20 protein-coding genes and 2 pseudogenes are annotated in these 25,626 nt (G+C 72.6%); 8 read left to right on the plus strand and 14 right to left on the minus strand.

Annotated features, from left to right (window positions below; all coding sequences use genetic code 11):
- Positions 1-75 precede the first annotated feature (75 nt).
- A pseudogene (locus tag BIV25_RS23680) lies at positions 76-938 on the plus strand (phosphatidylinositol-specific phospholipase C/glycerophosphodiester phosphodiesterase family protein).
- A gap of 103 nt (positions 939-1,041) precedes the next feature.
- Positions 1,042-1,236, plus strand: a complete 195-nt coding sequence (locus tag BIV25_RS23685) for a hypothetical protein (RefSeq protein WP_071374410.1) — start codon at positions 1,042-1,044, stop codon at positions 1,234-1,236.
- Positions 1,237-1,249: 13 nt separating this feature from the next.
- Here the strand turns inward: BIV25_RS23685 and BIV25_RS23690 are convergent, their stop codons facing one another.
- Both BIV25_RS23690 and BIV25_RS23695 read right to left on the minus strand, forming a co-directional pair.
- Positions 1,250-2,485, minus strand: a complete 1,236-nt coding sequence (locus BIV25_RS23690; RefSeq protein ID WP_371273059.1) for a phosphodiester glycosidase family protein — start codon at positions 2,483-2,485, stop codon at positions 1,250-1,252.
- Between the two features lie 95 nt (positions 2,486-2,580).
- On the minus strand, positions 2,581-2,940 hold the full coding sequence (locus BIV25_RS23695; RefSeq protein WP_071374411.1) for a DUF779 domain-containing protein: 360 nt from the start codon (positions 2,938-2,940) through the stop codon (positions 2,581-2,583).
- 141 nt (positions 2,941-3,081) lie between these two features.
- Between BIV25_RS23695 and BIV25_RS23700 the strand changes: the two genes are divergently transcribed.
- From BIV25_RS23700 to BIV25_RS54515, 3 genes and pseudogenes are all read left to right on the plus strand, one after another.
- On the plus strand, positions 3,082-3,570 hold the full coding sequence (locus tag BIV25_RS23700; RefSeq protein WP_071374412.1) for a hypothetical protein: 489 nt from the start codon (positions 3,082-3,084) through the stop codon (positions 3,568-3,570).
- Positions 3,571-4,116: 546 nt separating this feature from the next.
- A pseudogene (locus tag BIV25_RS54510) lies at positions 4,117-4,206 on the plus strand (hypothetical protein); the annotation flags it as partial.
- A gap of 181 nt (positions 4,207-4,387) precedes the next feature.
- A complete protein-coding gene (locus BIV25_RS54515; RefSeq protein WP_071374413.1) occupies positions 4,388-4,717 on the plus strand; it encodes an amidohydrolase family protein in 330 nt (109 codons plus the stop codon).
- Between the two features lie 60 nt (positions 4,718-4,777).
- Here the strand turns inward: BIV25_RS54515 and BIV25_RS23710 are convergent, their stop codons facing one another.
- The 4 genes from BIV25_RS23710 to BIV25_RS23725 all read right to left on the minus strand — a co-directional run bounded on the left by BIV25_RS23710 (position 4,778) and on the right by BIV25_RS23725 (position 9,332).
- Positions 4,778-5,404: a DedA family protein gene (locus BIV25_RS23710; protein WP_071374414.1), complete on the minus strand. Its 627-nt coding sequence runs from the start codon at positions 5,402-5,404 to the stop codon at positions 4,778-4,780.
- Between the two features lie 129 nt (positions 5,405-5,533).
- On the minus strand, positions 5,534-6,790 hold the full coding sequence (locus tag BIV25_RS23715; protein ID WP_071374415.1) for an MFS transporter: 1,257 nt from the start codon (positions 6,788-6,790) through the stop codon (positions 5,534-5,536).
- Positions 6,787-7,962, minus strand: a complete 1,176-nt coding sequence (locus tag BIV25_RS23720) for a PLP-dependent cysteine synthase family protein (protein WP_079176854.1) — start codon at positions 7,960-7,962, stop codon at positions 6,787-6,789. Before BIV25_RS23720 ends, BIV25_RS23715 begins: the two co-directional genes overlap by 4 nt.
- A 647-nt stretch (positions 7,963-8,609) precedes the next feature.
- Positions 8,610-9,332, minus strand: coding sequence for a TetR/AcrR family transcriptional regulator (locus BIV25_RS23725; protein ID WP_071374416.1), 723 nt, complete (start codon positions 9,330-9,332; stop codon positions 8,610-8,612).
- Positions 9,333-9,406: 74 nt separating this feature from the next.
- On the opposite strand from BIV25_RS23725, the gene BIV25_RS23730 reads away from it, so the two are divergent.
- Together BIV25_RS23730 and BIV25_RS23735 are read left to right on the plus strand one after the other, a co-directional pair.
- Positions 9,407-11,059: an FAD-dependent monooxygenase gene (locus BIV25_RS23730; protein WP_071374578.1), complete on the plus strand. Its 1,653-nt coding sequence runs from the start codon at positions 9,407-9,409 to the stop codon at positions 11,057-11,059.
- A gap of 619 nt (positions 11,060-11,678) precedes the next feature.
- Positions 11,679-13,697 carry a tetratricopeptide repeat protein gene (locus tag BIV25_RS23735; RefSeq protein WP_071374417.1) on the plus strand — a complete coding sequence of 673 codons (2,019 nt, stop codon included), beginning with the start codon at positions 11,679-11,681 and terminating at the stop codon, positions 13,695-13,697.
- 44 nt (positions 13,698-13,741) lie between these two features.
- On the opposite strand, the gene BIV25_RS23740 is transcribed toward BIV25_RS23735, so the two are convergent.
- The gene (locus BIV25_RS23740; RefSeq protein ID WP_071374418.1) at positions 13,742-15,376 is read right to left on the minus strand and encodes a translation initiation factor 2; all 1,635 of its coding nucleotides are present in this window, start codon (positions 15,374-15,376) and stop codon (positions 13,742-13,744) included.
- 178 nt (positions 15,377-15,554) lie between these two features.
- Between BIV25_RS23740 and BIV25_RS23745 the strand changes: the two genes are divergently transcribed.
- Positions 15,555-16,097 (plus strand): hypothetical protein, encoded by a 543-nt coding sequence (locus tag BIV25_RS23745; RefSeq protein WP_371273060.1) that lies wholly within the window; start codon positions 15,555-15,557, stop codon positions 16,095-16,097.
- A gap of 88 nt (positions 16,098-16,185) precedes the next feature.
- Here BIV25_RS23745 and adh read toward each other — a convergent pair whose 3' ends face one another.
- The 7 genes from adh to xylB form a co-directional block, all read right to left on the minus strand.
- The gene (gene adh, locus BIV25_RS23750; RefSeq protein WP_071374419.1) at positions 16,186-17,709 is read right to left on the minus strand and encodes an aldehyde dehydrogenase; all 1,524 of its coding nucleotides are present in this window, start codon (positions 17,707-17,709) and stop codon (positions 16,186-16,188) included.
- Positions 17,710-17,765: 56 nt separating this feature from the next.
- Entirely contained in the window at positions 17,766-19,073 is a 1,308-nt protein-coding gene (locus BIV25_RS23755; protein ID WP_071374420.1) for a GAF domain-containing protein, read from the minus strand.
- Positions 19,074-19,255: 182 nt separating this feature from the next.
- Positions 19,256-19,909, minus strand: coding sequence for an N-acetylmuramoyl-L-alanine amidase (locus BIV25_RS23760; RefSeq protein WP_079176863.1), 654 nt, complete (start codon positions 19,907-19,909; stop codon positions 19,256-19,258).
- A 103-nt stretch (positions 19,910-20,012) separates the two neighbouring features.
- Positions 20,013-21,026 carry an acetamidase/formamidase family protein gene (locus BIV25_RS23765; RefSeq protein ID WP_071374421.1) on the minus strand — a complete coding sequence of 338 codons (1,014 nt, stop codon included), beginning with the start codon at positions 21,024-21,026 and terminating at the stop codon, positions 20,013-20,015.
- A 90-nt stretch (positions 21,027-21,116) separates the two neighbouring features.
- Positions 21,117-22,601 carry an APC family permease gene (locus BIV25_RS23770; protein ID WP_071374422.1) on the minus strand — a complete coding sequence of 495 codons (1,485 nt, stop codon included), beginning with the start codon at positions 22,599-22,601 and terminating at the stop codon, positions 21,117-21,119.
- 255 nt (positions 22,602-22,856) lie between these two features.
- On the minus strand, positions 22,857-24,065 hold the full coding sequence (locus BIV25_RS23775; RefSeq protein ID WP_071374423.1) for an ROK family transcriptional regulator: 1,209 nt from the start codon (positions 24,063-24,065) through the stop codon (positions 22,857-22,859).
- A 34-nt stretch (positions 24,066-24,099) separates the two neighbouring features.
- Positions 24,100-25,554, minus strand: coding sequence for a xylulokinase (xylB, locus tag BIV25_RS23780; protein WP_071374424.1), 1,455 nt, complete (start codon positions 25,552-25,554; stop codon positions 24,100-24,102).
- Positions 25,555-25,626 lie beyond the last annotated feature (72 nt).

A 25,626-nucleotide genomic window follows, 5' to 3' on the forward strand; every position in this document is an offset into this window, starting at 1 on the left:
AAGGCCAGGCCCGTTGAGCGGCGAGGACACGCATACTCGCCCCGGTCCCATCCGGCCCCTCAAGGGAGGCAGAGCATGGCCCTCACCACCCGACGCAGAGCCCTCACCACCCTCGGCGCCGCCCTCGCCGGCGCGGTCGCCCTGCCCACGGCACAGGCCCGGGCGGCCACCGCGCACCGGGGTCCGCACCCGCTGTGGAACGCGCACGCCCACAACGACTACGAGCACCCGCACCCCCTGTTCGACGCCCTCGGCCACCGCTTCAACAGCGTCGAGGCCGACATCTTCCTCGTCGGCGACCAGCTCCTCATCGGTCACGACAGCTCCGAGCTGGACCCGACCCGCACCCTCGAATCCCTCTACCTCGACCCGCTCGCCGCGCGCGTCCGGGCCGAACACGGCTCCGTGTACCGGGGGTGGCGCCGGCCGCTCCAGCTGCTGATCGACATCAAGACCGAGGGCTCCTCGACGTACCTCGAACTCGACCGCCAGCTGCGCCGCTACCCGCGCCTGTTCAGCCGGTACGCGCACGGGCGCAGCCACCCCGGACCGGTCACCGCCGTCGTCTCCGGCGATCGCGCCGCCCGCATCCCCATGGAGGCGCAGACGGAGCGGCGGGCCTTCTACGACGGCCGGCTCACCGACCTCGGCAGCACCGCCCCGCCTCCTTCATCCCGCTGATCAGCGACGACTGGACGACGACCTTCACCTGGACCGGGGCGGGCGCGTTCCCGGACGCCGAGCGGCAGAGACTGCGGAGCATCACCGCCGCCGCGCACGCGCACGGGCAGCTGGTGCGGTTCTGGGCCACCCCGGACGCCGCGGGCCCGGCCCGCGACGCCCTGTGGACGGAACTGCAGGCCGCCGGCGTCGACTACCTCAACACCGACGACCTCGCCGGTCTGGAGGCCTTCCTCGACGCCCGTCCCGCGGCGTAACACCACTCGATCGGGGGACATGTCAGCCGCCCGGACCAACCCTCCGCTACGCCACACTTGCGGCCGAAACGCCGCTCAAGGGGCGTGGCGGAGGAGGTTCCCGATGGCCGTTTCCATCTCTGTGGTGCTGTTGCTCATGATCCTTGCCGTGATCTTCATGCGCAACGGCGGGCTCAAGGTCTCGCACGCCCTGGTCTGCATGGTGCTCGGCTTCTTCATGGCCGGCTCCAGCATGGGGCCCACCATCAACACCGGGCTCACCGCGACCGCCGAGCTGGTCAGCAGCCTGCACCCCTGAGGCGGGGGGCGGATCAGGGGGCGAAGACGCCGATGCCGTTCGCGACGGGCCGCTCGGCGCCGCCGCTCGGATGGTTGCGGACCGTGACCGTACGGGCGCCGGCATCCCGGGTGACCATCTCCGCCGAACCGCCGCCGTCGAGGTTGAACGCGTCGGTGGCGCCCAGCGAACGCATGGTGGCCGCCTCCTCGGCGACCGTCATCCCGGACCGGTAGGCGGCGGCGCCGTCCAGCGCCAGGATCAGCATCCGCCGTCCGCCGTCCGCGAGGCCCACGACCGTGCGCACCGCCGAGGCGACGTCGTTCAGCCCGGACAGCTCCCGGCCGTCCCGCAGCACCGGGAACCCGCCGATCGCGAACGCGTACGGCACCCCGGACGACGCCGCCGCCAGGGTGTGCGTCACGGTCACCCGCTCGCCGACGGAGAGCTTGCGCAGCTGCCGCGCGCCCTCCTCGCGGCCGACCAGGACCGTGGTGCCCGCCGGGATCGCGCCGCTGCCCGGGGTCTCGGAGGCGGAGACGACCCGGCCGGAGCGGATCCGCACCTCGTGGGTGTCGGTGCTGCACGGCGCCGAGCGCTCGGTGTCCGATCCGCAGACCGCGCGCTCGCGCGAGGCGCTGCCCCAGCGTGAGGTGAAGGCGCCGACGGAGTTCTCCGGGAGGGCGTACTGGTTCAGGCCCTTCAGCGGGAACCGGCCCGCCGGGGTGCGGACGGAGCCGGTGAGGGAGAGGCGGTCCATCCGGGCCCGCCGGTCGACACCGACGCCGAAGACGTCCCGGGTGTTCGTGCCCGGCGGCAGCGCGGGCCCGAACCGCTGGCCGTCCGGCACCGCCGCCTTGAGCACGAGCCCGTGGGCGATCGCCGGTCCGACACTCGCGCCGGTGGCCGGCACGCCCGGGTGCTGGGTCTCGGTGATGTTGAAGAAGTCACCGTTGACCCCCGCGACCGCCCGGGCCGCGTCCGCCATCCCGGAGACGGTGGCCCGTGCCGCCACCGCGCCCGGATACAGCAGGTCCACGCGGACGTGCGGATCGCCCAGGTCGACCGTGAGCAGATGGGCGTGCGTCGGCCCCGCGGCCGCCCGCACGTCGAACTGCCGGTAGGTGACCCCGGGCGCGATCCGCTTGCCCTCCGGTACGGCAGCGGCCGGTGCCGCCCCCGTCAGGGCCGCACCGGCCAGCACACCGAACGCGGTGACCACCGTGAGAACCGCTCTCGCCGTTGCCGTACGCCTGCTTCGTCCTGCCACCGTGCCCCCTGATGCCTCGTCAACTTTCCTTGTGTTTCCCCGTGTTCCAAGGGATTCAGGGGCAGTTGAGCAGAAGCGGGAGGACGGCGGGCCGACTACGCCTCGACTACGCGAGAACGGGTGAGAAAACGCACCCCCTCGGGTGCCTCCAGTGAGAAGCCGCTACCCCGTCCGGGCACGACGTCGACGATCAGCCGGGTGTGGCTCCACGCCTGGTACTGGCTGCGGGACATCCAGAAGGTGACAGGCTCCGCCACGCCGTCCACCGACAGCTCCGCCAGCAGCACGTCCGAGTCGCCGGTGCGGAACTCACCGTCCGGGTAGCACATGGGTGCGCTGCCGTCGCAGCAGCCGCCGGACTGATGGAACATCAGCGGACCGTGCGCGGCGCGCAGCTGCCGCACCAGCTCCGCGGCCCGCCGGGTGAGTTCGACGCGGGGGACTTCCTCTTCCATGGTCACCGTCCTGAAGAGCGGGGCGCCGGGGCGCCGTTCCCGGCCCAGTCTCACGGCTCGTCACAGAGGCGTCCAGAAGGCGGTGTCCGCTTCCTCGGACGGGTTCGATTCGGCCGGTCACCGGTCTGGGAGGATGTACGTATGTGCGCTCCCTTCCGGCCGCCCGAGCCGAGCCAGGTGCCCGTCGGCCGACACCCGCTGTGGGACGAGGCGCTGGCGGCCGTCAACCGGGATCTGGCGGCGACCCTCCCCGAGCAGCGTCCGCTGCGGCTGACGGTCTACCCGGAGACGGCGGACCCGGACGAGCAGGTCTACGTGGCCCTCTCCGACGGCGAGGCGCACGGCAACCCGCTGATGCCGTACGAGTCGGCCGCCGAGGCTCTGACGGCCGTCGCCGACGCCGCCCAGGAGACGGTGAGCGAGCGGCTGTGGCGGGTGTGGCCGGTCTGCACCCTTCACGACCTGGGCATGCACCCGAGGGAGGTCGACGGACGGCCGTCCTGGTGGTGCGCGGGAGGCTCCCGCGAGGGCGACCCGGCCCATGTCCGCGCCGCGATCGGCGAACTGCCCACCGCCCACCGCCTCCACCGCCCGAACCGCAAACGCCGCAAGGGCGGCACCCCGCGGTGAACCCCCCGGCGAACGGCCACCGACGCGGACCGGCGCGACTCGGGACCACCGCCTGCTCGGTGCCCGGCGCGTCGGTCGTGCGGGGGAGAGGGGCTGGCCTGGGGCGGGTTGATGGTTTCCCGGCGCGTGCCGATTCCGTGCGGTGTCCGGTGCGCGGGCCGGTAGTTGGCTGCGGCGTGCTCGGCGCCCGCTGGGCGTTCGGGGCGCCGGCCCCGCGAGGGAGCTCGGGGCGGGGGTTTCCTCGCGCGCGCCGATTCCGTCCGATGCCCGGCTGCGGCATGGTCGGCGGTCGGGCGCGGGTGGCCCTGGCGCTCGCTGGGCGTTCGGGGTGTCGGCGCTGCGTGGGATGCCCTGCTCTCCGCCCGGTTGCTCGACCCCGCCACGGGCGGCGCCCTGCCGCACACCGCGCTCGCCGCGCGGGACGGGCGGATCAGCTTCCTCGGCGACGATCGGGAGGCCCGCGCGCTCGCCGGACCCGGCACCACGGTCGTCGACCTGCGCGGCGCGGTGGTCACCGCGGGCCTGACCGACGGGCATCTGCACCCGGTGTCCGGCGCCGAGCGCACCATGGGCGTCGACCTGTCCGGCTGCCGCGATCCGGACGCCGTGCGCGGCGCGCTCGCCGAGGCGGTACGGACCCTGCCGCCCGGCGGCCGGCTGCGCGGCTGGGGCCTGGACCCCAACGCCTTCGGCACCGCCCCCGGCACCGCCGCCCTCGGCCCCGTCCTCGACGGCGTACCCGCCTTGATCGATCTGTTCGACGCGCACTGCCCCACCGGACTGCTGCCGGGACCTGTGGGAGGCCGGGGCGCGGATCGTGCTCGGCTCCGACTGGCCCATCGCGCCGTACCCGCCGCTGGAGGCGATGGCCGGCGCCCGCCACCGCCGCCCCGCCGACCTCTCCCCGCCCCCGCACGGCCCGGCTCAGGCCCTCACCCCGCTGCAGGCGCTCCAGGGCATGACGGTCAACGCCGCCCGGGCGGCGGGGGAGGAGGCACGGGCAGGGGCGATCTCCGTGGGGCACCGCGCCGACCTCACGGTCCTGGCCGACGATCCGCCGGCGGTGGCCGACACGGATCTGGCGGACCTGCCGGTCGTGCTGACGGTGGTCGGGGGCCGGGTCACGTATCGGGGTACGGACGTCTGAAACGCCCTGAAGGGGCGCGGGGCCGGGTGCGATCCACGGCTGCGCCGTGCGGCCCGGCCCTTATCGGTTCTCGCGCCGTCGGCGGTACGCCTCGATCAGCAACGGCAGCATCGACACGAAGACGACCACCGCGACCAGCGGCAGCAGGTAGTCGTCGAGGTGCGGGACCGACGCCCCCAGGCTGTAGCCGGCGAGGACCAGCGTCTGTGACCACAGCACGCCGCCCACGGTCTGCCACAGCGTGAAGGTGCGGACGGGCACCCCGAGCGCACCGGCGACGGGGTGCAGTACCGTCCGCAGCAACGGCACGAACCGGCCGATGACCAGCGCCTTCCCATAGCCGTACCGGGCGAGCAGATCCTCGGCGCGGGCGGCCGCCGCCTTCACCCGGCGGCTGGAGGTGCGGGCCAGGAGCGCCTGCCCGCCGCGGCGGCCGATCAGATAGCCGACCTGCCCGCCGGCCACCGCCCCGACGGCGGCGCACACCAGCACCTGCCACAGCGTGAGCCGTGGCGGCTGGTGCGCGCTGCCGGCGCACAGCACCCCGGCCGGGAACAGCAGTGTGTCACCGGGCAGGACGAAGCCGACGACCAGCAGGCCGGACTCCGCGAAGAGCACCACAAGGACACCCAGCGCGCCGAAGGCGGCCAGCACCGAGGCACTGTTCAACGGGTTGACGGCGATCACCGGGGCGCGCCTCCTGGCCTCCGCGCAGCGCTGCCACCGCGCAGCGCCGCTCGCTCACCAGGATCGCCCGCCCACCGCGAAACCGCCCGAGGAGCGTCGCGACCACTGAGGTGGCCCTGACGGCGGTGCCTATTTCCAGGCCGCGACCGCCTCCGGCCGCCGTGCCGTCAGTCGTCCGCTTCGCGCGAGAGCGGCCACCGCGGCGGCGCAGGCCGTCCCCGTCGCCGTCAGTGCCGCCCAGGTCAGCCAGAGGGCGCCGTGGCGCAGCGCGTAGTCCCACATCGCGCCGACGACCAGGTTGCCCAGGGTGATGCCGAGGCCGGAGACGGTGTTGTAGAGGCCGTAGTGCGTGGCGACGAGCCGGTCTTCGGACAGGGCGACGACGGTGTCCATCTCGAACGGGTAGACCACCGCCGAACCCGCCGCGAGGAGCACGACCGCCGCCACCAGCGAGCCGAGCACGGCCGGGGACGAGGCGCGCGGGGCGAACACGAGCGGCAGGAACGCCAGCCCCATCGCGAGCAGCCCGCGCACCAGTGCCTGTTCGGGTCGCCACCGCCGCTTCGCCCAGCCCGTCAGCCGCAGCTGCCCGGCCACAGCGACCCCGGCCGACACCACGAACAGGCCGCTGGTGACCGCCGTACCGCCGGACCCGAGGGCGTCGGTGGCGGCGAGGGGCAGCGCGAGGTAGACCTGGAAGGCCAGGACGTAGGAGCCGGTCATCGCCGTGGCGAAGAGCAGGAAGGGCCGGTTCGCCACGACCGTGCGCCACTGCGCGGCCACACTGCCTCCCGCGGCGCCCGCCGGCCGGGCGTGGCGTGCGGGCAGGGCGCGCCACTGGAGCAGGGTGAGTCCGGCGAAGACGGCCGCCGCGGTCGTGCAGGCGAGGCGGAAGTCGGCCGCCAGCAGGGCGAGTCCGACGAGCGGGCCGAGGAGCATGCCGGCCTGGTAGTGGACGTTGAACACGGCGAACGCGTCGACGCGTCGTTCGCCGGCCTCCGTGGCCAGGTAGGCGCGGACGGCGGGGTTGAACAGGGCGCCCGCGAAGCCGGTCGCGGCGGAGGCGGCGATCAGGGCGGGCAGGTCGTCGACCCAGCCGAGCAGCCCGAAACCCACGGTGCGCAGCAGACAGCCCGCCATGATCGGGGCCTTGTAGCCGAGGCGGTCGGCGAGGGTGCCGCCGATGAGGAACATCCCCTGCTGCGAGAAGTTGCGCACGCCGAGCACGAGCCCCACCGCCCAGGCGGCGAGGCCGAGTCCGTGTGCGAGGTGGGCGGCGAGGTAGGGCATGAGCATGTAGAAGGCCAGGTTGATGGCGAACTGATTGGCCATCAACAACCGTGCCGGGGGCGGAAAGGATCGGGTCTGCTGCCACAAGTCCCTCATCGGACCCCTCCGTTCGGTGCCGACGTGCCGTGCTCCTCTGCCGTGCCGCGCGTGCCGTCCGTGCTGCGCGTGCCGTGCGGGGCGAGCGGGTCGTGGATACGGGTGCAGCGGGTCCAGCGGGTGACGGTCCGCTCGCCGGGGTGGGCGATCTCGTCCGGGTCGTCGGCGGGCGTGCGGTCCAGGAGCGCGTGCGTACGGCAGTAGGCGTCGTCGTAGACCGTGCCGACGTAGCGCTGCGGCCCGTCCGGGAAGACGGCGACGACACGGTTCCCGGCGGGCAGGGTACGGGCGAGCCAGCGGGCGACGAGGGCGACTGCGCCGACGCTCCAGCCGCCGGTCGTGTAGTGGTCGCGGGCCAGCCGCCGGGCGGCCCAGACCGCCTCGCCGGCGGCGACCCAGTGCACCTCGTCGAAGAGGTGGTGGGCGACGTTGCGGGGGTGGACACTGCTGCCCAGGCCGCGCATCAGGCGGGGCGCGGCGGGCTGACCGAAGATCGTCGAACCGGTCGCGTCCACGCCGACGACGCGCAGCCGCGGGAACGGACGGCGCAACACCGAGGCGATGCCCGCGGAGTGACCGCCGGTGCCGACGGAGACGACGAGCGTGTCGACGCGGTCGAGTTGGGCGGCCAGCTCCCGGGCGAGCGATGCGTACGCGGCGACGTTGTCCGGGTTGTCGTACTGGTTCGGGTGCCAGGCGCCCGGATCCCCTGCCAGGATCTCCTCGACGCGGCGCAGGCGCGCCTGCTGCCAGCCGCCGGCCGGGTGCGGCTCGGCGACGACCTCGATCCCGGCGCCGTACGCGGTGAGCAGCCCGCTCATCAGGGGTTCCATGCCGGGATCGGTGACGACGGTGACGGGATGCCCGAACGCGGACCCGGCCAGCGCGAGCCCGAGGCCGAGCGTTCCGGAGCTGGACTCCACGATCCGGGCGCCGGGCCGCAACCGCCCGCGGGCGCGGGCCGCGGCGACCATGTGCAGGGCGGCACGGTCCTTCAGACCGCCGGGGTTGAGTCCTTCGAGCTTGGCCCAGAAGCCGCGGCCGGCGGCGGTGAAGGGCTCCGCGATCCACAGGACGGGGGTGTCGCCGACCAGTCCGGCCGGTGTGCGCATCGGCCGCCGGGGCTGCCCGGACGGCGTGCGGGGGGTGTGCGTGTGCGCGGTGTGGTTCATGGCGTGCTTCTCCTGCGGCCGGTCGGCGAACGGCCGACGGCCGTGACACGAGGGGGAGTCGGTCCACTGCCGCCGTGCTCCGCTGCGCGTGCGAGGCGCAGGGACACGGCCGACCGCCGATCAGGTCCGCCACACGCCCAAGCGGGCCAGGGACCGCCCGATCGGGGAGCCGGAGCGGTCCGGGACGCGCGGGGGACGGCCCGAACGGACCACGGATCCGGCGGGAACGCGGTCCCCGACGCCGAGCACGCCCTCCTGCCCCGTCCCCCGTCCCGGGTGCTTGACCGGGCCGGTGTCGCGCGGCGCCTGGATCGACGGCTCGTCCGCATGACAGCAGTGCCGCTCCGGTCCCGGCCCGGAGTCGCCGTGCGCATCCGACAGCGCATCCCACGGAGCATCGGGTGGCGCAGCCGGAAGTGCGCCCGATACGACGACCTGGCCGGCGACCGGACGCGCATCGGGCCCGTCGGGCCATGCGGTTGGGCCGTGTGCACAGGCCAGGAGATGCACGAGGGCGGCCAACAGCACCAGAACCGCCGCTGCCGTGCGTGGCACGGAGCGGCGGTCGTGGGCTTCCGGACCGACCCTCATGGATGCACAGAGTAAGTGCACGGGTGCGTGAAGTGAGAATCGGCCACGCCCTCGGTTCAGCGGGCTGCGAGGCCGTCGATCAGCATGCCGAGCGTGAAGTCGAAGCGGTCGTGGCCCTCGCCGGCGGTGAGCTCGGCGGCGTGGCGGGTGGTGTGGGGGAAGGTCTCGGCGGGCAAGGCGGTGAACCGGCGCAGGAGTTCGTCGCGGTCGAGGACCCAGGCGGTGTCGTCGTCCGTCGCCCGCCGGCGTGCGACGGACACTTCGAGGCAGTAGGCGGCCACGTACAGCAGGAGGGCGTCGATCGCCCAGGCGGCGGCCTGCGGGGCGACGCCGCCGGCGAGCAGGATCGCCAGCAGGCCTTCGGTGACACGCATGGCCTGCAGGTCGGTGGGGGCCATGGCGAGCGCGGCGCGGGAGATGCCGGGGTACTTCAGGTACTGGTCGCGCATCTGGGCGCACACGCCGCGGATCTGTTCCCGCCAGTCCGCGGGGTCGGGCACGGGCAGTACGAGTTCGGCACACAGCCGCCCGATGAGCAGCTCGTCGAGGTCGGCCTTGTTGACGACGTGGGCGTAGAGCGAGGCGGGTCCGGTGTCGAGCGCGCCGGCCAGCCGGCGCATGGTCAGCGCCTCGTAGCCCTCTGTGGCGACGACGCCCAGCGCGGTGTCGACGACCTGTCCGACGGTGATCGGGGCCTTGCGGCGCCGTGGCTTGGCGTCGGTCGTGGCCTCAGGGTTCGGCGGCTGATGACGCGCCGCGCGTCGCTCTCTCGGGTTCACTCGACCATCATAACTTGACACGAACGACGTTCGTTTATAGAACACCGTTCGTGACAAGGGGCGTGAACCAGGACATGGGCGTGGACGTGGGTGTGGACGCGAGCGTGAGCGCGGATGTGGACGTGACCGTGGTCGGTGCCGGGCCGGTGGGGCTCGTGCTCGCCGCCGAACTGGCGCTCTCCGGGGCGAGGGTGCAGGTACTCGAACGACGGACCGAGCCGGACCGGTCGATGAAGGCGGGGGCCGTCAACGTGCCGACGGCCGCGGCACTGGACCGCCGCGGCCTGCTGCCCGCCGCCGAACAAGTGCAGCGAGCGGTGCTGGCCCGGGTGGGCTCGTTCGCTCCCGCGTCCGACGACCGGCCGTCCGACGACCGGCCGTCCGGTGACCGGCCGTCCGACGACCGGCCGTCCGGTGACCGCCCGCGGGCCGACGAGCCGCGGTTCACCGGGCATTTCGCCGGAATCATCCTCGATGCCGACCTTGTGGACTGGTCCGACGCCGACCTTGCCGCGCACGCCGCGGTCGCCGGCGCGCGGATGGTGCCGCAGCGTGAGCTGGAGGACTTGCTGACCGGCCATGTCACGCGGCTCGGCGTACCGGTGCGCCGTGGGGTGGAGGTCACCGCGCTGGAGGACACCGGCGACGGTGTCGTCGTCGGTACCACCGCCGGCCCGGTGCGCACCGGGTGGCTGGTCGGGTGCGACGGCGGACGCAGCACCGTACGCCGTCTCGCAGGCATCGACTTCCCCGGCACCGCCCCCGAACTCACCGGGCACCTGGCGGTCGTCGACATCGCCGATCCGGAGAAGCTCGCGGACGGATGGACGTGGTCGACCCGGGGTGCGTACCGCTGCGGGCCGCAGCCAGGGCGGGTCGTCACCGTGGAGTTCGACGGCGCACCCGCCCCCGGATCGGTGCCCGTCACCCTCGAAGAGGTGCAGGCCAGTCTGCGCCGGGTATCGGGCACCGACGTCACGCTGACCGCGCTGCGCGGCGCCGCGACCCGCTGGAGCGACAACGCCCGCCAGGCCGCGGCCTATAGGTCGGGGCGGGTGCTGCTGGCCGGTGACGCCGCGCACGTGCACTCGCCGTTCGGCGGGCAGGGGCTCAATCTCGGGGTCGGCGACGCCATGAACCTCGGCTGGAAGCTCGGTGCCGTGGTCGCCGGGTGGGCCCCCGAAGGGCTGCTCGACACCTACGACGCCGAGCGGCGCCCCCTCGGCGCCTGGGTGCTGGACTGGACGCGGGCCCAGACCGGGGTGATGCGCGGGGACGCGAAGTCGGCCGCGCTCCGGGAGGTCGTCTCCGATCTGCTGGGCACACGGGCCGGTGCGACCCATGCGGTCAAGAAGATCTCCGGTGTCACACAGCGCGTCGACCTGCCCGGCGATCATCCGCTGGCCGGCCGGTACGTCCCCGACCTGTGGCTGAGGGGCGGCTCCCGTCTGGTCGACCACGGTCACGGTGGCGGATTCCTGCTGCTCGACCGCACGGCGGACGGCGCGTTCGCCCGCCTCGCCGCGGCCTGGACCGGGCGCGTGAGCATCGTGACCGATGACCACGCGACGACGCCGACCGCGCTGCTGGTACGCCCGGACGGCGTGGTCGCCTGGGCCTGCGAGACGGCCGACACGACCGACCCCGCCGCCGTCGCCGGCCTGGAAGCCGCTCTGCACCGCTGGGCAGGTGGTGCGGCACCTGGCGCCGGATTGGCCCGGCGGTGAAGGGACGGCTGCGACGCCGTGGGTTGTCTCCAGGCTCGCTGGCTCGGCAAGGGATGGAGGGATGTGGGGATGTGGGGGAGTGGGGATGTGTCGGGTCTGACGTCCACGGACGCGGACCGGACGGGCGCATGGTCGGCGACGCGGACGCGGGAAATGGCCTCGCCGCCGGCCGGACGCAAGACCGGAACCGACCGAGCTCGGCCTGCCCCGTGTCATCTTCGGCGCGTTCGCGAGCGTGTTCTCGCTGACCTCGGCCGCGTCGGGGCGGTGGTACGCGGTCAAATGCCTTACCCGTCACGTCCCTGACCGGGAGGGTCGCCGCCAGGCCATCAGCAGCAGACTCGCACCGCTTGACCCGGCCGAGCTCTCCCGACCGTGGAACCTCGGCTTCGAGTACCTTCCCGGCGCGATCGGCGTCGGTCCCACGCGCGGCTGTTGGGCGAGGAGAGCAGCGACGTGCTCGGCCCGTTCCCGCCTCACGGCAGCTGAGGGCTCCATGGACTCCACGCCTGAACTGGGCTTCTAGAGTGCGTGGTTGTGTGCACGCCTGCTTGAGGGACAGGCACTGCGTGGACACCGTGGAGAATCGAGCGAGGGTGAGAAGTCCGAGAGGGGTCGCATGAGGGTGGAACTGCCGCCGGAGCCCACGCATTTCGTCGATCGTGACGAGCAGCGGGAGCGGGCGTTTCGGGCGGTGCGGGAGTGGCAGGGCCGATCCAGGCCATTGGTGGTGACGTTCAGCGGGCCGGGCGGCATGGGGAAGACCGAGTTGGCGCATCTGATCGCCCGTGTGGAGCGGGACGGCTTCCCCGACGGCATCCTGATGGTCGATCTGGACGACTTCCGGCTGGGCGGCGTGCTGGATCCCGGCGACGTGCTGGCGCAGTTGCTGGAGTCCCTGGACGTGGAGCCGCAGCTGGTCGCGGCACAGTTCAAGGCGCGGTGCCGGCAGTACTGGAACATGACGTCCGATGCGAGACTGATCCTGGTCGTCGACAACGCGCGCTATGCCTCGGAGATCGTCCCTCTTCTTCCCGCGTCCGGGGAGAGCCTGGTGATCGTTACCAGCCACGGCCCGCTCCACGACCTGGAGGACGGCGCCGCCGTCGGCATGAAGCTGCCGCCGCTGGAGGAGTGGGCGGCCACCGAACTGCTGGGCCTGATCGTCCAGGATCCACGGCTCGCCGCCGACCCCGAGGCTGTGCGGACGCTGGTGCGGTTGTGCGACGGTCTGCCGGCGGCCCTGCACGCCGCCGGACGGTGGGTGCGCGTACATCGGCTGCGCCCGCTCGCCCGTCTGATCCCGGATCTGCGCAGTGAGCTGGCGGAGAAGGGCCTGCCGGACGTGGAGCGGATCTGGGACACCGTGTACGACAGCCTGTCCCACCCTGCGCGGCTGCTCTACTGCCTGTTGCCGCACCATCCCGGAGCGACCTTCACCGTGCCCTCCGCCACCGCCCTGCTGGGGCTCGGTGAGGAGCCCTGCCAGGACGCACTCGAGGAACTGCACGGCGCCGGGTTACTCGATCTGCGTTCCCTGACCGGCACGGGAGACGGGCGGATGCGACTGCCGGGTCCGTTGCACGGGCACGCGCTGCGCCGGTCAGGTCGGGACACCCAGGACGGAGAGGTGGGCCAGGCCCGGACGCGTCTACTGCGCTGGATCGTCCGGCAGGCGCAACGCGCGGACCGGTTTGCCGCCGGCCGGCGGCTGATCGTCTCGGAGGAGTACCCCACGGTGCCCGGCGCACCGGACGTGTCGCTGGAGGATCCCGCAGAGGCGGCCGACGACGCGGCCAGGACCGAGCGGGCCGAAGCTGCCTCTCGCTGGCTGTACGAGGAACGCCACACGCTGCTCGCCGCCGTACGGCAGGCCCACGAGCGTGAGCTGGACGCCGAGGTGGTGGCCTTGTCCGAGCCGCTGTGGACGTACGCGCTCGACCATCCTCACCAGTCGGACGTGACCGGGGTCTTCCGCCTCGCCGTGGCCTCCGCCGTCCGCCATGGTGGAAACGCCGCATGGCTGGTGCGGACACGATGCCAGCTCGCACGTCCGTTGTGGGAGGCGGGGCGCTTGACCGACGCCGCCGGCGAACTCGACAGCGCCGAAGCCGTTCTCGGGATTCTGGGAGACGGCGTGCGGGACCGCAAACTCGCCGCGTCGTTGACCGAGTTCCGGGGGATGCTCAACGGTGTACGCGGCGACTGGCAGGGTGCCGCCCTCGATTTCGCCCGGTCACGCGACATGAACCTGGCTATTCCCAACCCTTACGGAGTCATGCTCCAGACCTACCGGCTGGGCGAGGCCAAGGCTGCTCTGCGCGAACCGGAGGCGGCGTACCGCCTGCTGTCCGAGGCGCATGCCACAGCCGTGGAACTGGGCCGCGAGAGGATGACGCGGCGAACTGGGTTCGCGCTCGCCGGAGTTCTGCGCGAACTCGGCCGTACGGATGAGGCGCGGCCGCTGTACGAGCAGTCGCTGCACGCCGCCCGCCGACGGGGTTCCGGCTTCGATCAGGCACGCATCCACGACGCGATGGCCGAACTGGCCGACGCGGAGGGGCAGACCGCCGAAGCCGAGGTTCATCGTGTGGCATCCCATGCCATCCGGCGGCGCAACGGGCTTGACGACGAGTAGGCCGTCCTGACAACCGGACCGTACGGAGCCGGAGGGATTTCCGTTCAGACCAGGTGCATGGCCTCGTCTGCGGCGGCCGGGCGGAGCAGGACGCGGAAGCCGCGGTCACCGATGTGGCAGGTCAGGCGCGCAGGCACGGAAGGAGGCGTGCCGCCGGCGAGCAGCCAGGCATGGACGGCCGACGCGGTGGCGGCCGGGTCGGCCTGTGCGACGCGTCCGTCGGCCTCGTCGTACGGTTCGGTCCCGACGACGTACGGATCGGCGTGGCCGCGGAATCTGAGCAGGCACAGCCCTGAGGGAAGGATCGCCGCGGCCGAGCGGCAACCGGGGTACGCGGACAAGGCGTACCGGGCCCACCCGTCCGCGCTCCAGGCCACATCCGCCCGGGTGGCCGACGGGGGGCGGGGACGGCGGTACAACAGGCCGGCGGAGCGGGTCAGGCTCTCGCCTGCGGCGCCGTACTCCACGGCGAGATGGTGTCCCGCCGGTGTGATGCCGACGGGGTGCCGTGCGATGCGTACACCGTCCGTGGTGATCTCGGCGTGGACGTCGAAGGCCGTGGGCGAGCGGTCGGCGGGGCGGGGAGAGGGCAGAAGCCTGAGCGGGCTGCCGCATTCCCGCGGGGCGAGGCCCAGGACGGCGTACAGCTCGGTGCGCAGCCGGTTCAGGGCTTCGCCCTGATACGCGAACGCCGCCTCGGCCGCCTCGCGCCCGGGCCCGGGCCGGTACGCCAGCAAGGCCTCCTCCACCGCCTCGGCGGGCCCCAGCCGCGGTATCCGGTGCAGGAGCGTGTGCATCGGGCTGTCCGCGATGAGCTCGGTACCGCCGTGGTGGGCGCTCACCACAGGCCGGTCCGCGACGGCGCAGTAATACAGCGCGGCGGACCCGTGGTCGGTGATCAGCGCGTCTGCGGCGATCAGCACGGAGGCCCACTCCTCGTGCGGGCCCGCGAGGATCATTCCCGCTTCGAGGGCCGGTGCCAGTTGCTCCCTCAGCTCGTACGTGCTCAGCCGGCTGCGCTCGTTGGGATGTACCACCAGAGCCAACTGGTACTCGTCATACGGGAGATGTGCCGCGAGCCGGGCGGGCAGGTCCGGACGCCGTCGCAGGAGGGACTCCGGCCCCCAGGTCGAGACGAGCGTGAGGAGCGCGCGAGGGCCGGTCCTGAGTGCGGCCCGGTAGCTCTCACGCAGCGGGCGGGAGGCGAGCGCACGTTCCAGAGTGGGGTCCCCGATCACTTTCGCCCGGCGGGCGGCCCGTACGTCACCGAACGCGAGCCGGGCCACCTGGTCCGGGTGGGCGACCGCGTGCAGCGCTATCGGGGCGCCGCCGTCACGGACAAGCATGGCTGGGTCGAGTCCGGACGCCGAGTCCGAACCCTCCCCGGGGATTGACTTGTTGTATCCGGCGCCGTGCGGCAGCAACACGTGTCTGCCACGGAGAAGGGGCAGATCGCCCTTCGGGCTCGACGCGATCACAAGGTCGTACGTGCGGGCGCAGGCCTCGTCCCAGGGCAGGCTCCGGCCACCGACGGCGTCGATGGCGGACAGGGCGTCGACCCCGAAGCCGGAGCCGGGAACCAGGGTGAAGAGACGAGTGATCCGGTCATCGCCGGAGAAGACAGGGACGACATCGAGCAGTCGGTACAGAGCTACCGCTGACCGGGCAGCGAACAGCACGGCCCGTCGCCCGTCGCCCGTCGCCCGTCGCCCGTCGCCCGTCGCCCGTCGCCCGTCGCCCGTCCGACTGTCTATTGTAGTCCGTGACTTGGGGGACGGGTACGGCGTCTTCGCTGGTCGGGGCAGGTTTCTTGGCGTCGTCCGGCGACATGACCCGATAGTACCGGTCGTCGTACCGGTGCTTGAGGTGGTGCACGAGGCATATGCGGCAGACGTCATGTCGGGTGCCGTACGGAACCGGGAGGATAGCGGCATGAGTGAGTGGGGTATCGCCCTGATCGCCGCGGGCTCGGCGATCGCCGGCAGCATCGTCACAGGTTGGTACGCCCGCAATGCCGGGATTCAACAGGCTGCGGCGGCCCGTCACGCGGGCGACCGACAGGCTGATGCGCTGCTCGAATCGGTTCGGATGACCCTCCAGAGCGAGGCCGCGCAGCGTGCGGTCGCGCTCCGGCGACAGGTGTACGCGGAGTTCCTCGGGGCCGCCGAAGCCAGGATCCTTGCCGAGCGCACGGGACGGGGACAGGCCGATGACGAGCTCCTGCTGCAACGGGCTCTCGGCGGAGTCGTCCTGGAAGGACCGGCCGCGGCCGCCGCCGCGGCCGGCCGTCTCGTCGACTGCCTTCGACGCCATGACGCGCCGGACGATCTGCACCGGGCGAAGCAGGTCTTCGTGGAGGAGGCCCAGAGGGCTTCGAGCGAGGCCACGAGAACCTGTTGAGGCCCGGACCGGGCTGCAGGCGTCACCCAGTAGATCGCACCGGTGCCTGGAGGGGCAGGGCTCCCGCCAGGCACCCGATTTGATCGCTCTAGAAGAAACCGAGTTTCTTGGGGGAGTAGCTGCACAGAAGATTCTTGGTCTGCTGGTAGTGCTCCAGCATCATCTTGTGCGTCTCGCGGCCGATCCCCGACTGCTTGTACCCGCCGAACGCGGCGTGCGCCGGGTAGGCGTGGTAGCAGTTGGTCCACACCCGGCCCGCCTGGATCGCGCGGCCCGCTCGGTACGCGGTGTTGGCGTCCCGGGTCCACACGCCCGCACCCAGCCCGTACAGCGTGTCGTTCGCGATCTTGATCGCATCGTCGAAGTCGTCGAACGAGGCCACCGAGACGACCGGGCCGAAGATCTCCTCCTGGAAGATCCGCATGCGGTTGTCGCCCTCGAAGATGGTCGGTTGGACGTAGTATCCGCCCTTCAGTTCGCCGTCGTACTCGATGCGCTCGCCGCCCGTCAGGACCTTCGCGCCTTCCTGCCGGCCGATGTCGAGGTAGGAGAGGATCTTCTCCAACTGATCGTTGGAGGCCTGGGCGCCGATCATCGTGTCGGTGTCGAGCGGGTGACCGTGCTTGATCTGCTTCGTGCGTTCGACCGCCGCCTGGAGGAAGTCGGCGTAATGGCCGCGCTGGATCAGCGCACGGGACGGGCAGGTGCACACCTCGCCCTGGTTGAGCGCGAACATGGTGAAGCCTTCGAGCGCCTTGTCACGGAAGTCGTCGTCATGCGTCCACACGTCGTCGAAGAAGATGTTCGGCGACTTGCCGCCCAGTTCGAGCGTGACCGGCTTGATGTTCTCGGAGGCGTACTGCATGATCAGCCGCCCCGTCGTGGTCTCCCCGGTGAACGCCACCTTCGCCACTCGCGGGCTGGACGCCAGCGGCTTGCCCGCCTCGACGCCGAAGCCGTTGACGATGTTCAGCACGCCCGGCGGCAGCAGGTCCGCGATCAGACTGACCCAGTAGTGGATGGACGCCGGGGTCTGCTCGGCCGGCTTGAGGACGACCGCGTTGCCCGCGGCGAGTGCCGGCGCCAGCTTCCAGGTCGCCATCAGGATCGGGAAGTTCCACGGGATGATCTGCGCGACGACGCCGAGCGGCTCGTGGAAGTGGTACGCCACCGTGTCGTCGTCGATCTCGCTGAGCGACCCCTCCTGCGCCCGGATCGCCCCCGCGAAGTACCGGAAGTGATCGATCGCCAGCGGGATGTCCGCCGCCAGCGTCTCGCGGACCGGCTTGCCGTTCTCCCAGCTCTCCGCCACCGCCAGCGGCTCCAGATGCGCCGCCATACGGTCGGCGATCTTCAGCAGGATGTCGCTGCGCTCCGCCGCCGACGTACGGCCCCACGCGGGCGCGGCCTCGTGCGCCGCGTCCAGTGCCCGCTCCACGTCCTCCGCGGTACCGCGCGCGACCTCGGTGAACGGCTGCCCGTTGACCGGCGACGGATTCTCGAAGTACTGCCCGCGCACCGGCGGGACGTACTCCCCGCCGATGAAGTGGTCATAGCGCGCCTGGTAGGAGACGATCGCGCCCTCGGTGCCCGGCGCCGCGTAACGAGTCATGCTGGTCTGCCTCCTGGTGCAGCGCTGCCCGCCGTTGGGCAGCTGTCGGCCCGAGGCTAGGCGGGCGGACGTTGCAAGTACGTTGCGCCGCCGGTCCGCCCCGGTGACGGACCGGCCGGAGCCGTCAGCTCGGCTTCCAGCGCGGCGAGCCGGGCCCGCACCGTGGCCGTGGGCCGCACCGCGGCGAGCGCCCGCCACACCACCAGGTCCTCCTCCCCCCAGGGCGCGTTCGCCCAGTCCGCCAGCAGGTCAGGGTCGCGGTGCGCGATCAGTGCCGTGCGCAGCCCGTCGGATATCCGCTCCCGCAGCCGTACGATCGCCGGTGCCTGTGAACCGGGCAGCAGCGGGCCGCAGTACGCCTCCGCCGCCGCCGTGACCGCCCCCGCCTCCAGCCGTCGCTCCACCACGGTGACGTCCGACTCGACCGCCGCCGTGAACCGGTACGGCCGCGAGGCGAGCAACCCCGGCCCCAACAGCCTGCGCAGTCGAGCCAGTTCGGCCCGCAGCGTCACCGGTGTGACCGACTCGTCCGCGTACAGCGCGCACAGCAGCTCGTCACCGCTCAGCCCCTCCGGATGCCGGGCCAGCAGCACGACCATCTCGCTGTGCCGGCGGCTCAGCCGCGTCCGGCGGCCGTCCAGGACGAGTTCGGCCTCGTCCCGGCCCAGAGCGCTGAGCATCGGGATGTCCGTGGTGCTGGGCGGTGGCGTGAGCAGCGCGAGCTGAGCCTCCGCCGCGCGCGCCACCGCGTGCACGAACCCGAGACTGTGCGGATGAGCGAGCCCGTCACCGCCGGTGATGTCCACGGCGCCCAGCACCCGGCCGGTACGTGGATCGTGCACCGGGGCGGCCGCGCAGGTCCACGGCTGCACCCGGCGTATGAAGTGCTCCGCCGCGAACACCTGCACCGGCCGGTCCACGGCGACCGCGGTCCCGGGCGCGTTCGTGCCGACCGCCGTCTCCGACCAGCGCGCCCCCGGCACGAAGTTCATCCCGTCCGCCCGGCGCCGGGTCGCCCGGTGCCCCTCCACCCACAGCAGCCTGCCATGCGCGTCGCACACCGCCAGCAGATGCTCACCGTCCGCGGCGAAGGTGCCCATCAGCTCCCGGAACAGCGGCATCACCCGCGCCAGCGGGTGTTCCGCGCGATAGGCGCCGAGGTCGCCGTCGGTCAGCTCCACGCTGGCGGTGCCGTCCGGCCCGACCCCCGCCCGGGCGCTGCGGCGCCACGACTCGGCGACCACCGACCGCACCGGACCGGGCACCGTACCCGCCGTGGTGAACGTCTCGTGCGCCCGGCGCAGCACACGGACCCGCTCGGCGGGGTCGGCCCCCGGCTCCAGGGCCACCCACGGATCGGTCAACTCGGCCTCCCCGGACGATGAAAGGGTGCGGATACGGCTGGGACCATCGTCACTCGCAGTGTTCGTGCGGACAACCTGTTCGACCTCGGTTCGGCTTGGCGTCGGCGGTGACCGTGTCTGCCCTGCGGCTCCTCTCTGCGGCGGGCTGTGGCGCTCGGCGTTCCGTTTCGGCCGGTCGGCCGCTAGGCGAAATTGACGAGGCGGATGTAGCGGACCCAGTCCCAGTAGGGTCCCGGGTCGGTGTGATCGGTGCCCGGCACCTCGTAGTGGCCGATGATGTGCTCCCGGTCCTTGAGGATGCCGTGCTTGTCGCAGACCGCCGCGGTGAGCTTGGCCGACTCCTGGTAGAGAGCGTCGGTGAAATAGGCGGGCTGGTCCACCCAGCCTTCGTGCTCGATGCCGATGCTGCGCGTGTTGTAGTCCCAGTTGCCCGCGTGCCAGGCGATGTCGGCCTCGTGCACGCACTGCGCGATGTGCCCGTCCGCCGAGCGGACCAGATAGTGCGCGGACACCTTCTTCTGCGCGTTGGCGAAGATCCCCAGTGTGTTGGTGTACGTCTCCTGTGTGACGTGGATGATCACACGGTCGATCGCATAGCTGCCCGGGCGGTCGGACGCCGTGTAGTTGGAGCTGCTCGCCGGCTGCCACTCGGCGGGCGGGTAGTCGACGGCCTCGGTCTCTGCACCCGCCCGCGGGTCCGGGAGCAGTGCGTAGGGCACGGCGGCCAGCGCAGCGCCCTTCAGGAGCCTCCGCCTCGTGAGGTGTGAGGGGGTCGGGTGCGCTGAGGGTGCCGATCCGGCTGGTTCTTCCGGTTGTACCGAACCGGTCGGGTCCATGTCCATGGGCAGGTGCCTTTCAAGCGTCGTGGAGGGTGGGGGAGGGGACGGGAAGGGGCGGGCTCGGGAGACGGGGACGACGCCGGGAGGGGTGGCGCCGGTGTCAGCCGCGCAGTGTCCGAGCGGTCTCGCGCAGCCGTGCGTGCACGCCCCGGTACGTCTCGCGCGCGGGCAGCCACTCCTTACGGAGCTTGGCCACGCACGTGTAGTTCGTGTCGCATACGTTGGCCAACGGTGACTCGACGGCCTGGGTTGCGAATTGATACGCGTCCGGCTCACTGAACCCGTAGTCGCGCGCGAGCCACTGCACCAGGTCGAGCTGCGATATCCGGAACGCGTCCTCCAGCGGGCGGGCCGAGCCCGTTGAGATGATGTGAGTGTCCGACTCCAGCCGGGGCCATGGTGTGGTGACGCCCTTGAGGAGATCCACGATCACGACCGTGTTCATCGCGCACTCCACGGCCACCCCGCAGGTCTCGCCCTCACCCTGCCGCGCATGGCCGTCGCCGAGACTGAGCAGTGCTCCCTCGACGTTGACCCCCAGGTAGCAGGTGACGCCCGCCCGCATCTCGGGCGTGTCCATGTTCCCGCCGTGTGCGTCCGGGACGAGGGCCGAGCGCACTTCGAGATTGGCGGGGGCCACGCCCACCGTGCCGTGCATCGGGTCCATGGGCAGTTCCACTTGGATGTCGCTGTCGCGTGCCTGGAACAGGGCGGTGCGCCGCGTTCGGTCCAACTGCCAGATCCAGACCCGCTCCTCCAGCGGGGGCTGAAGCGTGGCCGTGGTGTGCGTGGAGGTGAGGGCGCCGAACAGCGGGACCGTCGTCGAGGCGGCCCAGTCGCGGGCCGGTTCGATCGACACGAAGTGCACGGCCACGGTGTCGCCGGGCTCGGCGCGCTCGACGTGGAAGGGGCCGGTCTGTGGATTGAGGTAGGGGAACTCGCAGACCTCGGAGACGAGGTCCTTCTCGGAGCGGACCCGGCCGGCGAAGCAGTCCTCGGTGAACAGGTCGAGCACGGTGCCGGGCGCGATCCGCGCGACGGGCGCCGCGCCGCCGAACGTCCAGGCGTACTGGTCCGGTTCCGGGCGTACGGTGAGGATACGGGGGTCGGTCATCGTGAGGTGGTCCCTTCTGGCAGGAGCGGTCGGGGAACGGAGGCCTTCTGGGGCGTCGGCCCGCTCGGCTGCCGGGCGGGCCGGTGGTGGTCAGCCGGACACGGTCCCGTCCTGCCGTTGGCCTGCCGGGGCGTACTGGTCGAGGTGCACCCGCGCGGTCTCGGCTATGCGCTCCGGGTGCCGCCGTATCAGCAGGATCAGTACCACGACGCCAGCCCCTATCCAGGCGCCGACGACCGGGCCGGCGTAGGACACCGGCGGCTTGAGCGTGGTCACGAAGTCGAACGCCGGGAGGCCGGCGGCCGTCAGCAGGGCCGGGACGAACGCCACGATGCCCAGTACCGGGAACAGCAGATGACGCACCGGTTTGAGCACGGCTCGGCCGGACCGCAGGAAATAGCCGGCGCAGGCGAGGTTCACGACGATGTAGACGCCGACGACGACCGTGACGATCACCGTGGCGAGGAGCAGGAACGCGGTCACCGGGTCGTACGCCAAGCCGAGCCCCAGTACGGCCCCGACCGCCACGACGGTCTGCACCGCGATACCGGCCACGGGGGAGCGGTGCCGGGGATGGAGCGTGGCGAGCAGTCCGGGCAGGACCCGGATACGGGCCAGGGCGAAGGCCGTGCGGGTCGAGACGTTGGCGCACGCGTTGGCGTTGGCGATCGTGGAGTTGATCACCGCAAGGAACACCAGCACCCAGAAGAGGCCGAAGGAGGCCCGGGCGACGCCGTCCCAGGAGGCCTCGCCCGAGGCGCCGAACTTCGTGAAGCGGTCCGGGCCGTAGTAGACCGTCATCGCATAGGTCGTGATCACGTAGAACAGACCGATCCCGAGAGCCGCTCCGAGCACCGCGCGGTGCATCGTCCGCCGGGGATCACGCGTTTCCTCGGCGAGCGGCGCCGCCGCCTCGAACCCGGCGAAGGCCAGCACCGTGTAGACGGATCCGGCGAACACACCGCTGAATCCCGGGTACCCGTCGGCGGTGTGCGAAGTCCCGAACACCGACAGGGTGTTGGCGCTGCCCGCCTTGCCGATGAGCAGGGACGCGAACACGAGGAAGACGAGGATCTCGAAGACACCGAGGACCGTCCCGAAGCGGGCCGAGGCCCGGACGCCGAGGTATCCGGCGACGGCGATCACGGCCGCACCGGCCAGCGACCACGGCCACCAGAGGTCGGCCGGCCACGAGGGCCACTCCTCGTGCAGCGTGCCGGCTGCCGTGAAGCCCAGTTGCAACAGCAGCAGGGGCGGGACCAGCGCCTCCACGAAGACGTAGCCCCAGCCGACGAGGAAGCCGACGGCCGGGTGCAGCCCCCGTGCCGCATAGGTGGCGACCGAGCCCGCCGCCGGTAACTCCCGGGCCAGCTCGGCCACGCACGATGCCGTGAACAGGCAGGCCACAAGCGCGATCAGCACCGCCAGCGGCAGACTGCCACCCGCGAAGGCGGCGCCGGACGGAATCGACGCGGCCACCGCGGCGGCCGGTGCCATCGCCGTGACGCTCTGGAACAGCACCTCGCGCAACCCGATGGCGTCGCGCCGCAGCGCCTCGGTCCTCTCCTCGTGCATGCGTGTCCCCCGATACGTGTCAGCCCGCTGCCACCCGACCTGTGTGAAGTGCCGTCATCTTGCCTGCCCACCACGACCCATGACGGTTCGTCGGCAGCGCCTCGCGTGAATCACGGTACGGCGCGGACGGGTCGCGCAGAAGGGCCCGCAGCGGATCCGTGGACAGGCTGCCGCCTGTGGAAAACTCCGTCACTCGACCGGGTGAGTCCTGGTCGGGGAGACCGCCACGACGGCGCTCACACGGTGCCGAGACGGTCAGGACCACTCGGCCACCACGGCCGGATCGTCCAGCACGGAGCGGACGACCGAGTGCGCCGCACCCAGCAAGGGGCCCTCCGGCCCCAGCCGGGAGACGGTCACCGGGCAGGCCGGGCCCGCCGTACGGCCCGTCAGTTCCGCTTCCAGGGACGGCAGCAGCCAGGGAGAGAGGCCGGCCAGCGCACCGCCCAGGACCACCGTCTCGGGGTCGAGCAGGTTCACCGCTCCGGTCAGCGCGATGCCGAGCGCCGCTCCAGCATCCCGCAGAGCCGCCCTTACGCGCTCGTCGCCGTCCTCGGCGCGCCCTGCGAGCAGGCCCACCCGGTCCTCGCGCGGTTCCAGTCCGGCCGCGCGCAGCACCGCCTCTTCGCCGGCGTACTGCTCCAGGCAGCCACGGCCGCCGCACGGGCAGGGCGGTCCGTCCGGTCGTACGGGTATGTGGCCCAGCTCGCCCGCGAAGCCCCGGGTGCCGCGCAGCAGCCCGCCGTCCACGACGACCGCGGCACCGATGCCGATCTCGGCGGACACATGCAGGAAGTCATGCGGGGTGTCCGCACCGAGCCACAGCTCGGCGAGGGCACCGTAGTTCGCCTCGTTGTCCACGGTGAGCGGCCATTCGCCGGGCAGCAGGGTGCCGACGTCGGTGTCGTGCCAGTCGAGGTTCGGGGCGCGCACGACCGTACGGCCGTCCCTGGCCACGAGTCCGGGGACGGCCACGGCGAGCCCGGCCGGCCAGAGTTCCTCGCGCTGCGCCTCCGCGACGACCCGGCGGGCCAGCTCCGTCAGTTCCGCCGCCACGGCCTCGGGCGCCCGGCCCCGGTTCGCCCCGCGTCGCACGGCCCGGGCGCGGACCGTGCCGCGCAGATCGACCGCGCACACCGCGAGGTGGTCGACGCCGATCTCGGCGCCGATCCCCGCCGGACCGCGGCCGCTCACCGCGAGTGCCGACCCGGGCCTGCCCACCCGGCCAGGCCGCTCCGGCCCCAGCTCCTCCAGCAGCCCCCAGCGGATCAGCTCGTCCACCAGCGTCGACACGGCGGCCCGGGTCAGCCCGATGCGCGAGGCGACCGCGGCCCGCGACAGTGATCCCTCGGCGCTGACGGCGTGCATCACGCGGGCCAGATTGCGCCGGCGCATGCCCTGCTGGGTGTCCGGCAGGGTGCGCCCGGAGCCCGACGGGCGGGCGTCGTGCAGCGGTGGGGTCATGCCTGCGTCGATCCTCGCTGTCCGCCGCCCGGCGTCACGCCTGCGGCCCGGTGTCCGTCCCCCGCTCCAGCAGTGGGGCCGCGTCGGAGAGTACCCCGGTGATCCGTTCCAGCGTCGCCTCGTCCCGCTCCACCGCCTCCAGCACCGGACCCGCCGCTGTGTTCCAGCGGCGTGCCACCGCGGCCGGGTCCTCGCCGGTGAGCAGCCCCGCGGCCTGTGCGGCGGCTCCGAGGGCGACCAGTTCCCGTGCCTCGGGCACCTGGACCGGCCGTCCGGACAGTCGCAGTACCGTCTGCTGCCAGGCCGTCCCGCGGGCTCCGCCACCGATCAGCAGCAGCGGGGTGCTGCGGTCCGCGTCCGGGTCCAGGACCAGGTCGAGGGCGCCGAGCAGCGCGTGCACGGCGCCGTCGTACGCGGCCTGGAGCAGCTGTCCTCCGGTCGTGTCGTGGCGCAGTCCGTGCAGCAGCCCGGAGGCGTGCGGCAGGCTCGGGGTGCGCTCGCCGTCCAGATACGGCAGCAGCGTCGCGGAGCCGCCGGGCTCGACGGCGTCCCGCTCCAGGCCCAGCAGGGCCGCGACGCGGTCGACGGCGAGCGTGCAGTTCAAGGTGCACGCCAGTGGCAGCCAGTCCCCGCGCGCGTCCGCGAAGCCCGCCACCGTGCCGGTCGGGTCGGCCGGGCGGCGCCGGGAGACGGCGTACACCGTGCCGGACGTGCCGAGGCTGAGCACCGGGGTGCCCGGCCGCAGGCCGAGTCCCAGTGCTGCGGCCGCGTTGTCGCCGGTCCCCGCGGCGACCAGCGTGCCCTTGGAGAACGGCAGGTCGTGCCTGTCGCGCACGGTGCCGGCCACCTCGCCCGGGCGCACCACGCGGGGCAGCAGCGCCGGGTCGAGTCCGATGTGCACGAGGGTCTCCTCGTCGTAGCCTTCCGTCCCGGACGCCCACCAGCCGGTTCCCGAGGCGTCGCCGCGGTCCGTCGTGCCCTGTCCCGTCAAGCGCTCGGTGAGGTAGTCGTGGGGAAGCCGCACAGCACGCGTGGCGCGCACCGCCTGCGGCTCGTGCTCGGCCAGCCACGCCCATTTGGTGACCGTGAACGACGCGCCGGGCACGCTGCCGGTGCGCTCCGCCCAGGCCTTCGGCCCGCCCAGTTCCTCCATCAGCCGGCGGGCCTGCGGAGCCGAGCGGACGTCGTTCCACAGCAGTGCGGGACGCACCGGCTCGCCGCGTTCATCCAGGGTGACCAGGCCGTGCTGCTGGCCGCCGATCGACACCGCTGCGGCCTCGTGCGCCGCGTCACCGCACTGGCGCAACGCCTCGCACAGCGCGTCCCACCACTGACGCGGATCACTCTCGCGGCCCGCACCGGAAGACACGGTGTGCGGCGCCTGGCCCCTCGCCACCACCTGCCCCGTCGACGTGTCGACGACCAGTGCCTTCGTGGACTGGGTGGATGTGTCCACGCCGACGACGAGCGGACCCTCGGCTGCTGACATCGGTCTTTCCTCCTCCGCGGCTGTGCGGTATCTGCATCTTGTCTCTTCCCAGAGGTGCGTGCGCATACTAAT

The sequence above is a fragment of the Streptomyces sp. MUSC 14 genome, from assembly GCF_001866675.1.
GTDB lineage: Bacteria > Actinomycetota > Actinomycetes > Streptomycetales > Streptomycetaceae > Streptomyces.

Excerpts from the sequence above, each read along its gene's own strand:
- BIV25_RS23770 (WP_071374422.1), bottom strand. The coding sequence starts at position 22,601 with ATGCACGAGGAGAGGACCGAGGCGCTGCGGCGCGACGCCATCGGGTTG.
- adh (WP_071374419.1), bottom strand. The coding sequence starts at position 17,709 with ATGACTCGTTACGCGGCGCCGGGCACCGAGGGCGCGATCGTCTCCTAC.
- BIV25_RS23735 (WP_071374417.1), top strand. The coding sequence starts at position 11,679 with ATGAGGGTGGAACTGCCGCCGGAGCCCACGCATTTCGTCGATCGTGAC.
- BIV25_RS23700 (WP_071374412.1), top strand. The coding sequence starts at position 3,082 with ATGTGCGCTCCCTTCCGGCCGCCCGAGCCGAGCCAGGTGCCCGTCGGC.
- BIV25_RS23720 (WP_079176854.1), bottom strand. The coding sequence starts at position 7,962 with ATGAACCACACCGCGCACACGCACACCCCCCGCACGCCGTCCGGGCAG.
- BIV25_RS23760 (WP_079176863.1), bottom strand. The coding sequence starts at position 19,909 with ATGGACCCGACCGGTTCGGTACAACCGGAAGAACCAGCCGGATCGGCA.
- BIV25_RS23765 (WP_071374421.1), bottom strand. The coding sequence starts at position 21,026 with ATGACCGACCCCCGTATCCTCACCGTACGCCCGGAACCGGACCAGTAC.
- BIV25_RS23695 (WP_071374411.1), bottom strand. The coding sequence starts at position 2,940 with ATGGAAGAGGAAGTCCCCCGCGTCGAACTCACCCGGCGGGCCGCGGAG.
- BIV25_RS23775 (WP_071374423.1), bottom strand. The coding sequence starts at position 24,065 with ATGACCCCACCGCTGCACGACGCCCGCCCGTCGGGCTCCGGGCGCACC.
- xylB (WP_071374424.1), bottom strand. The coding sequence starts at position 25,554 with ATGTCAGCAGCCGAGGGTCCGCTCGTCGTCGGCGTGGACACATCCACC.
- BIV25_RS23715 (WP_071374415.1), bottom strand. The coding sequence starts at position 6,790 with ATGAGGGACTTGTGGCAGCAGACCCGATCCTTTCCGCCCCCGGCACGG.
- BIV25_RS23685 (WP_071374410.1), top strand. The coding sequence starts at position 1,042 with ATGGCCGTTTCCATCTCTGTGGTGCTGTTGCTCATGATCCTTGCCGTG.
- BIV25_RS23730 (WP_071374578.1), top strand. The coding sequence starts at position 9,407 with ATGGGCGTGGACGTGGGTGTGGACGCGAGCGTGAGCGCGGATGTGGAC.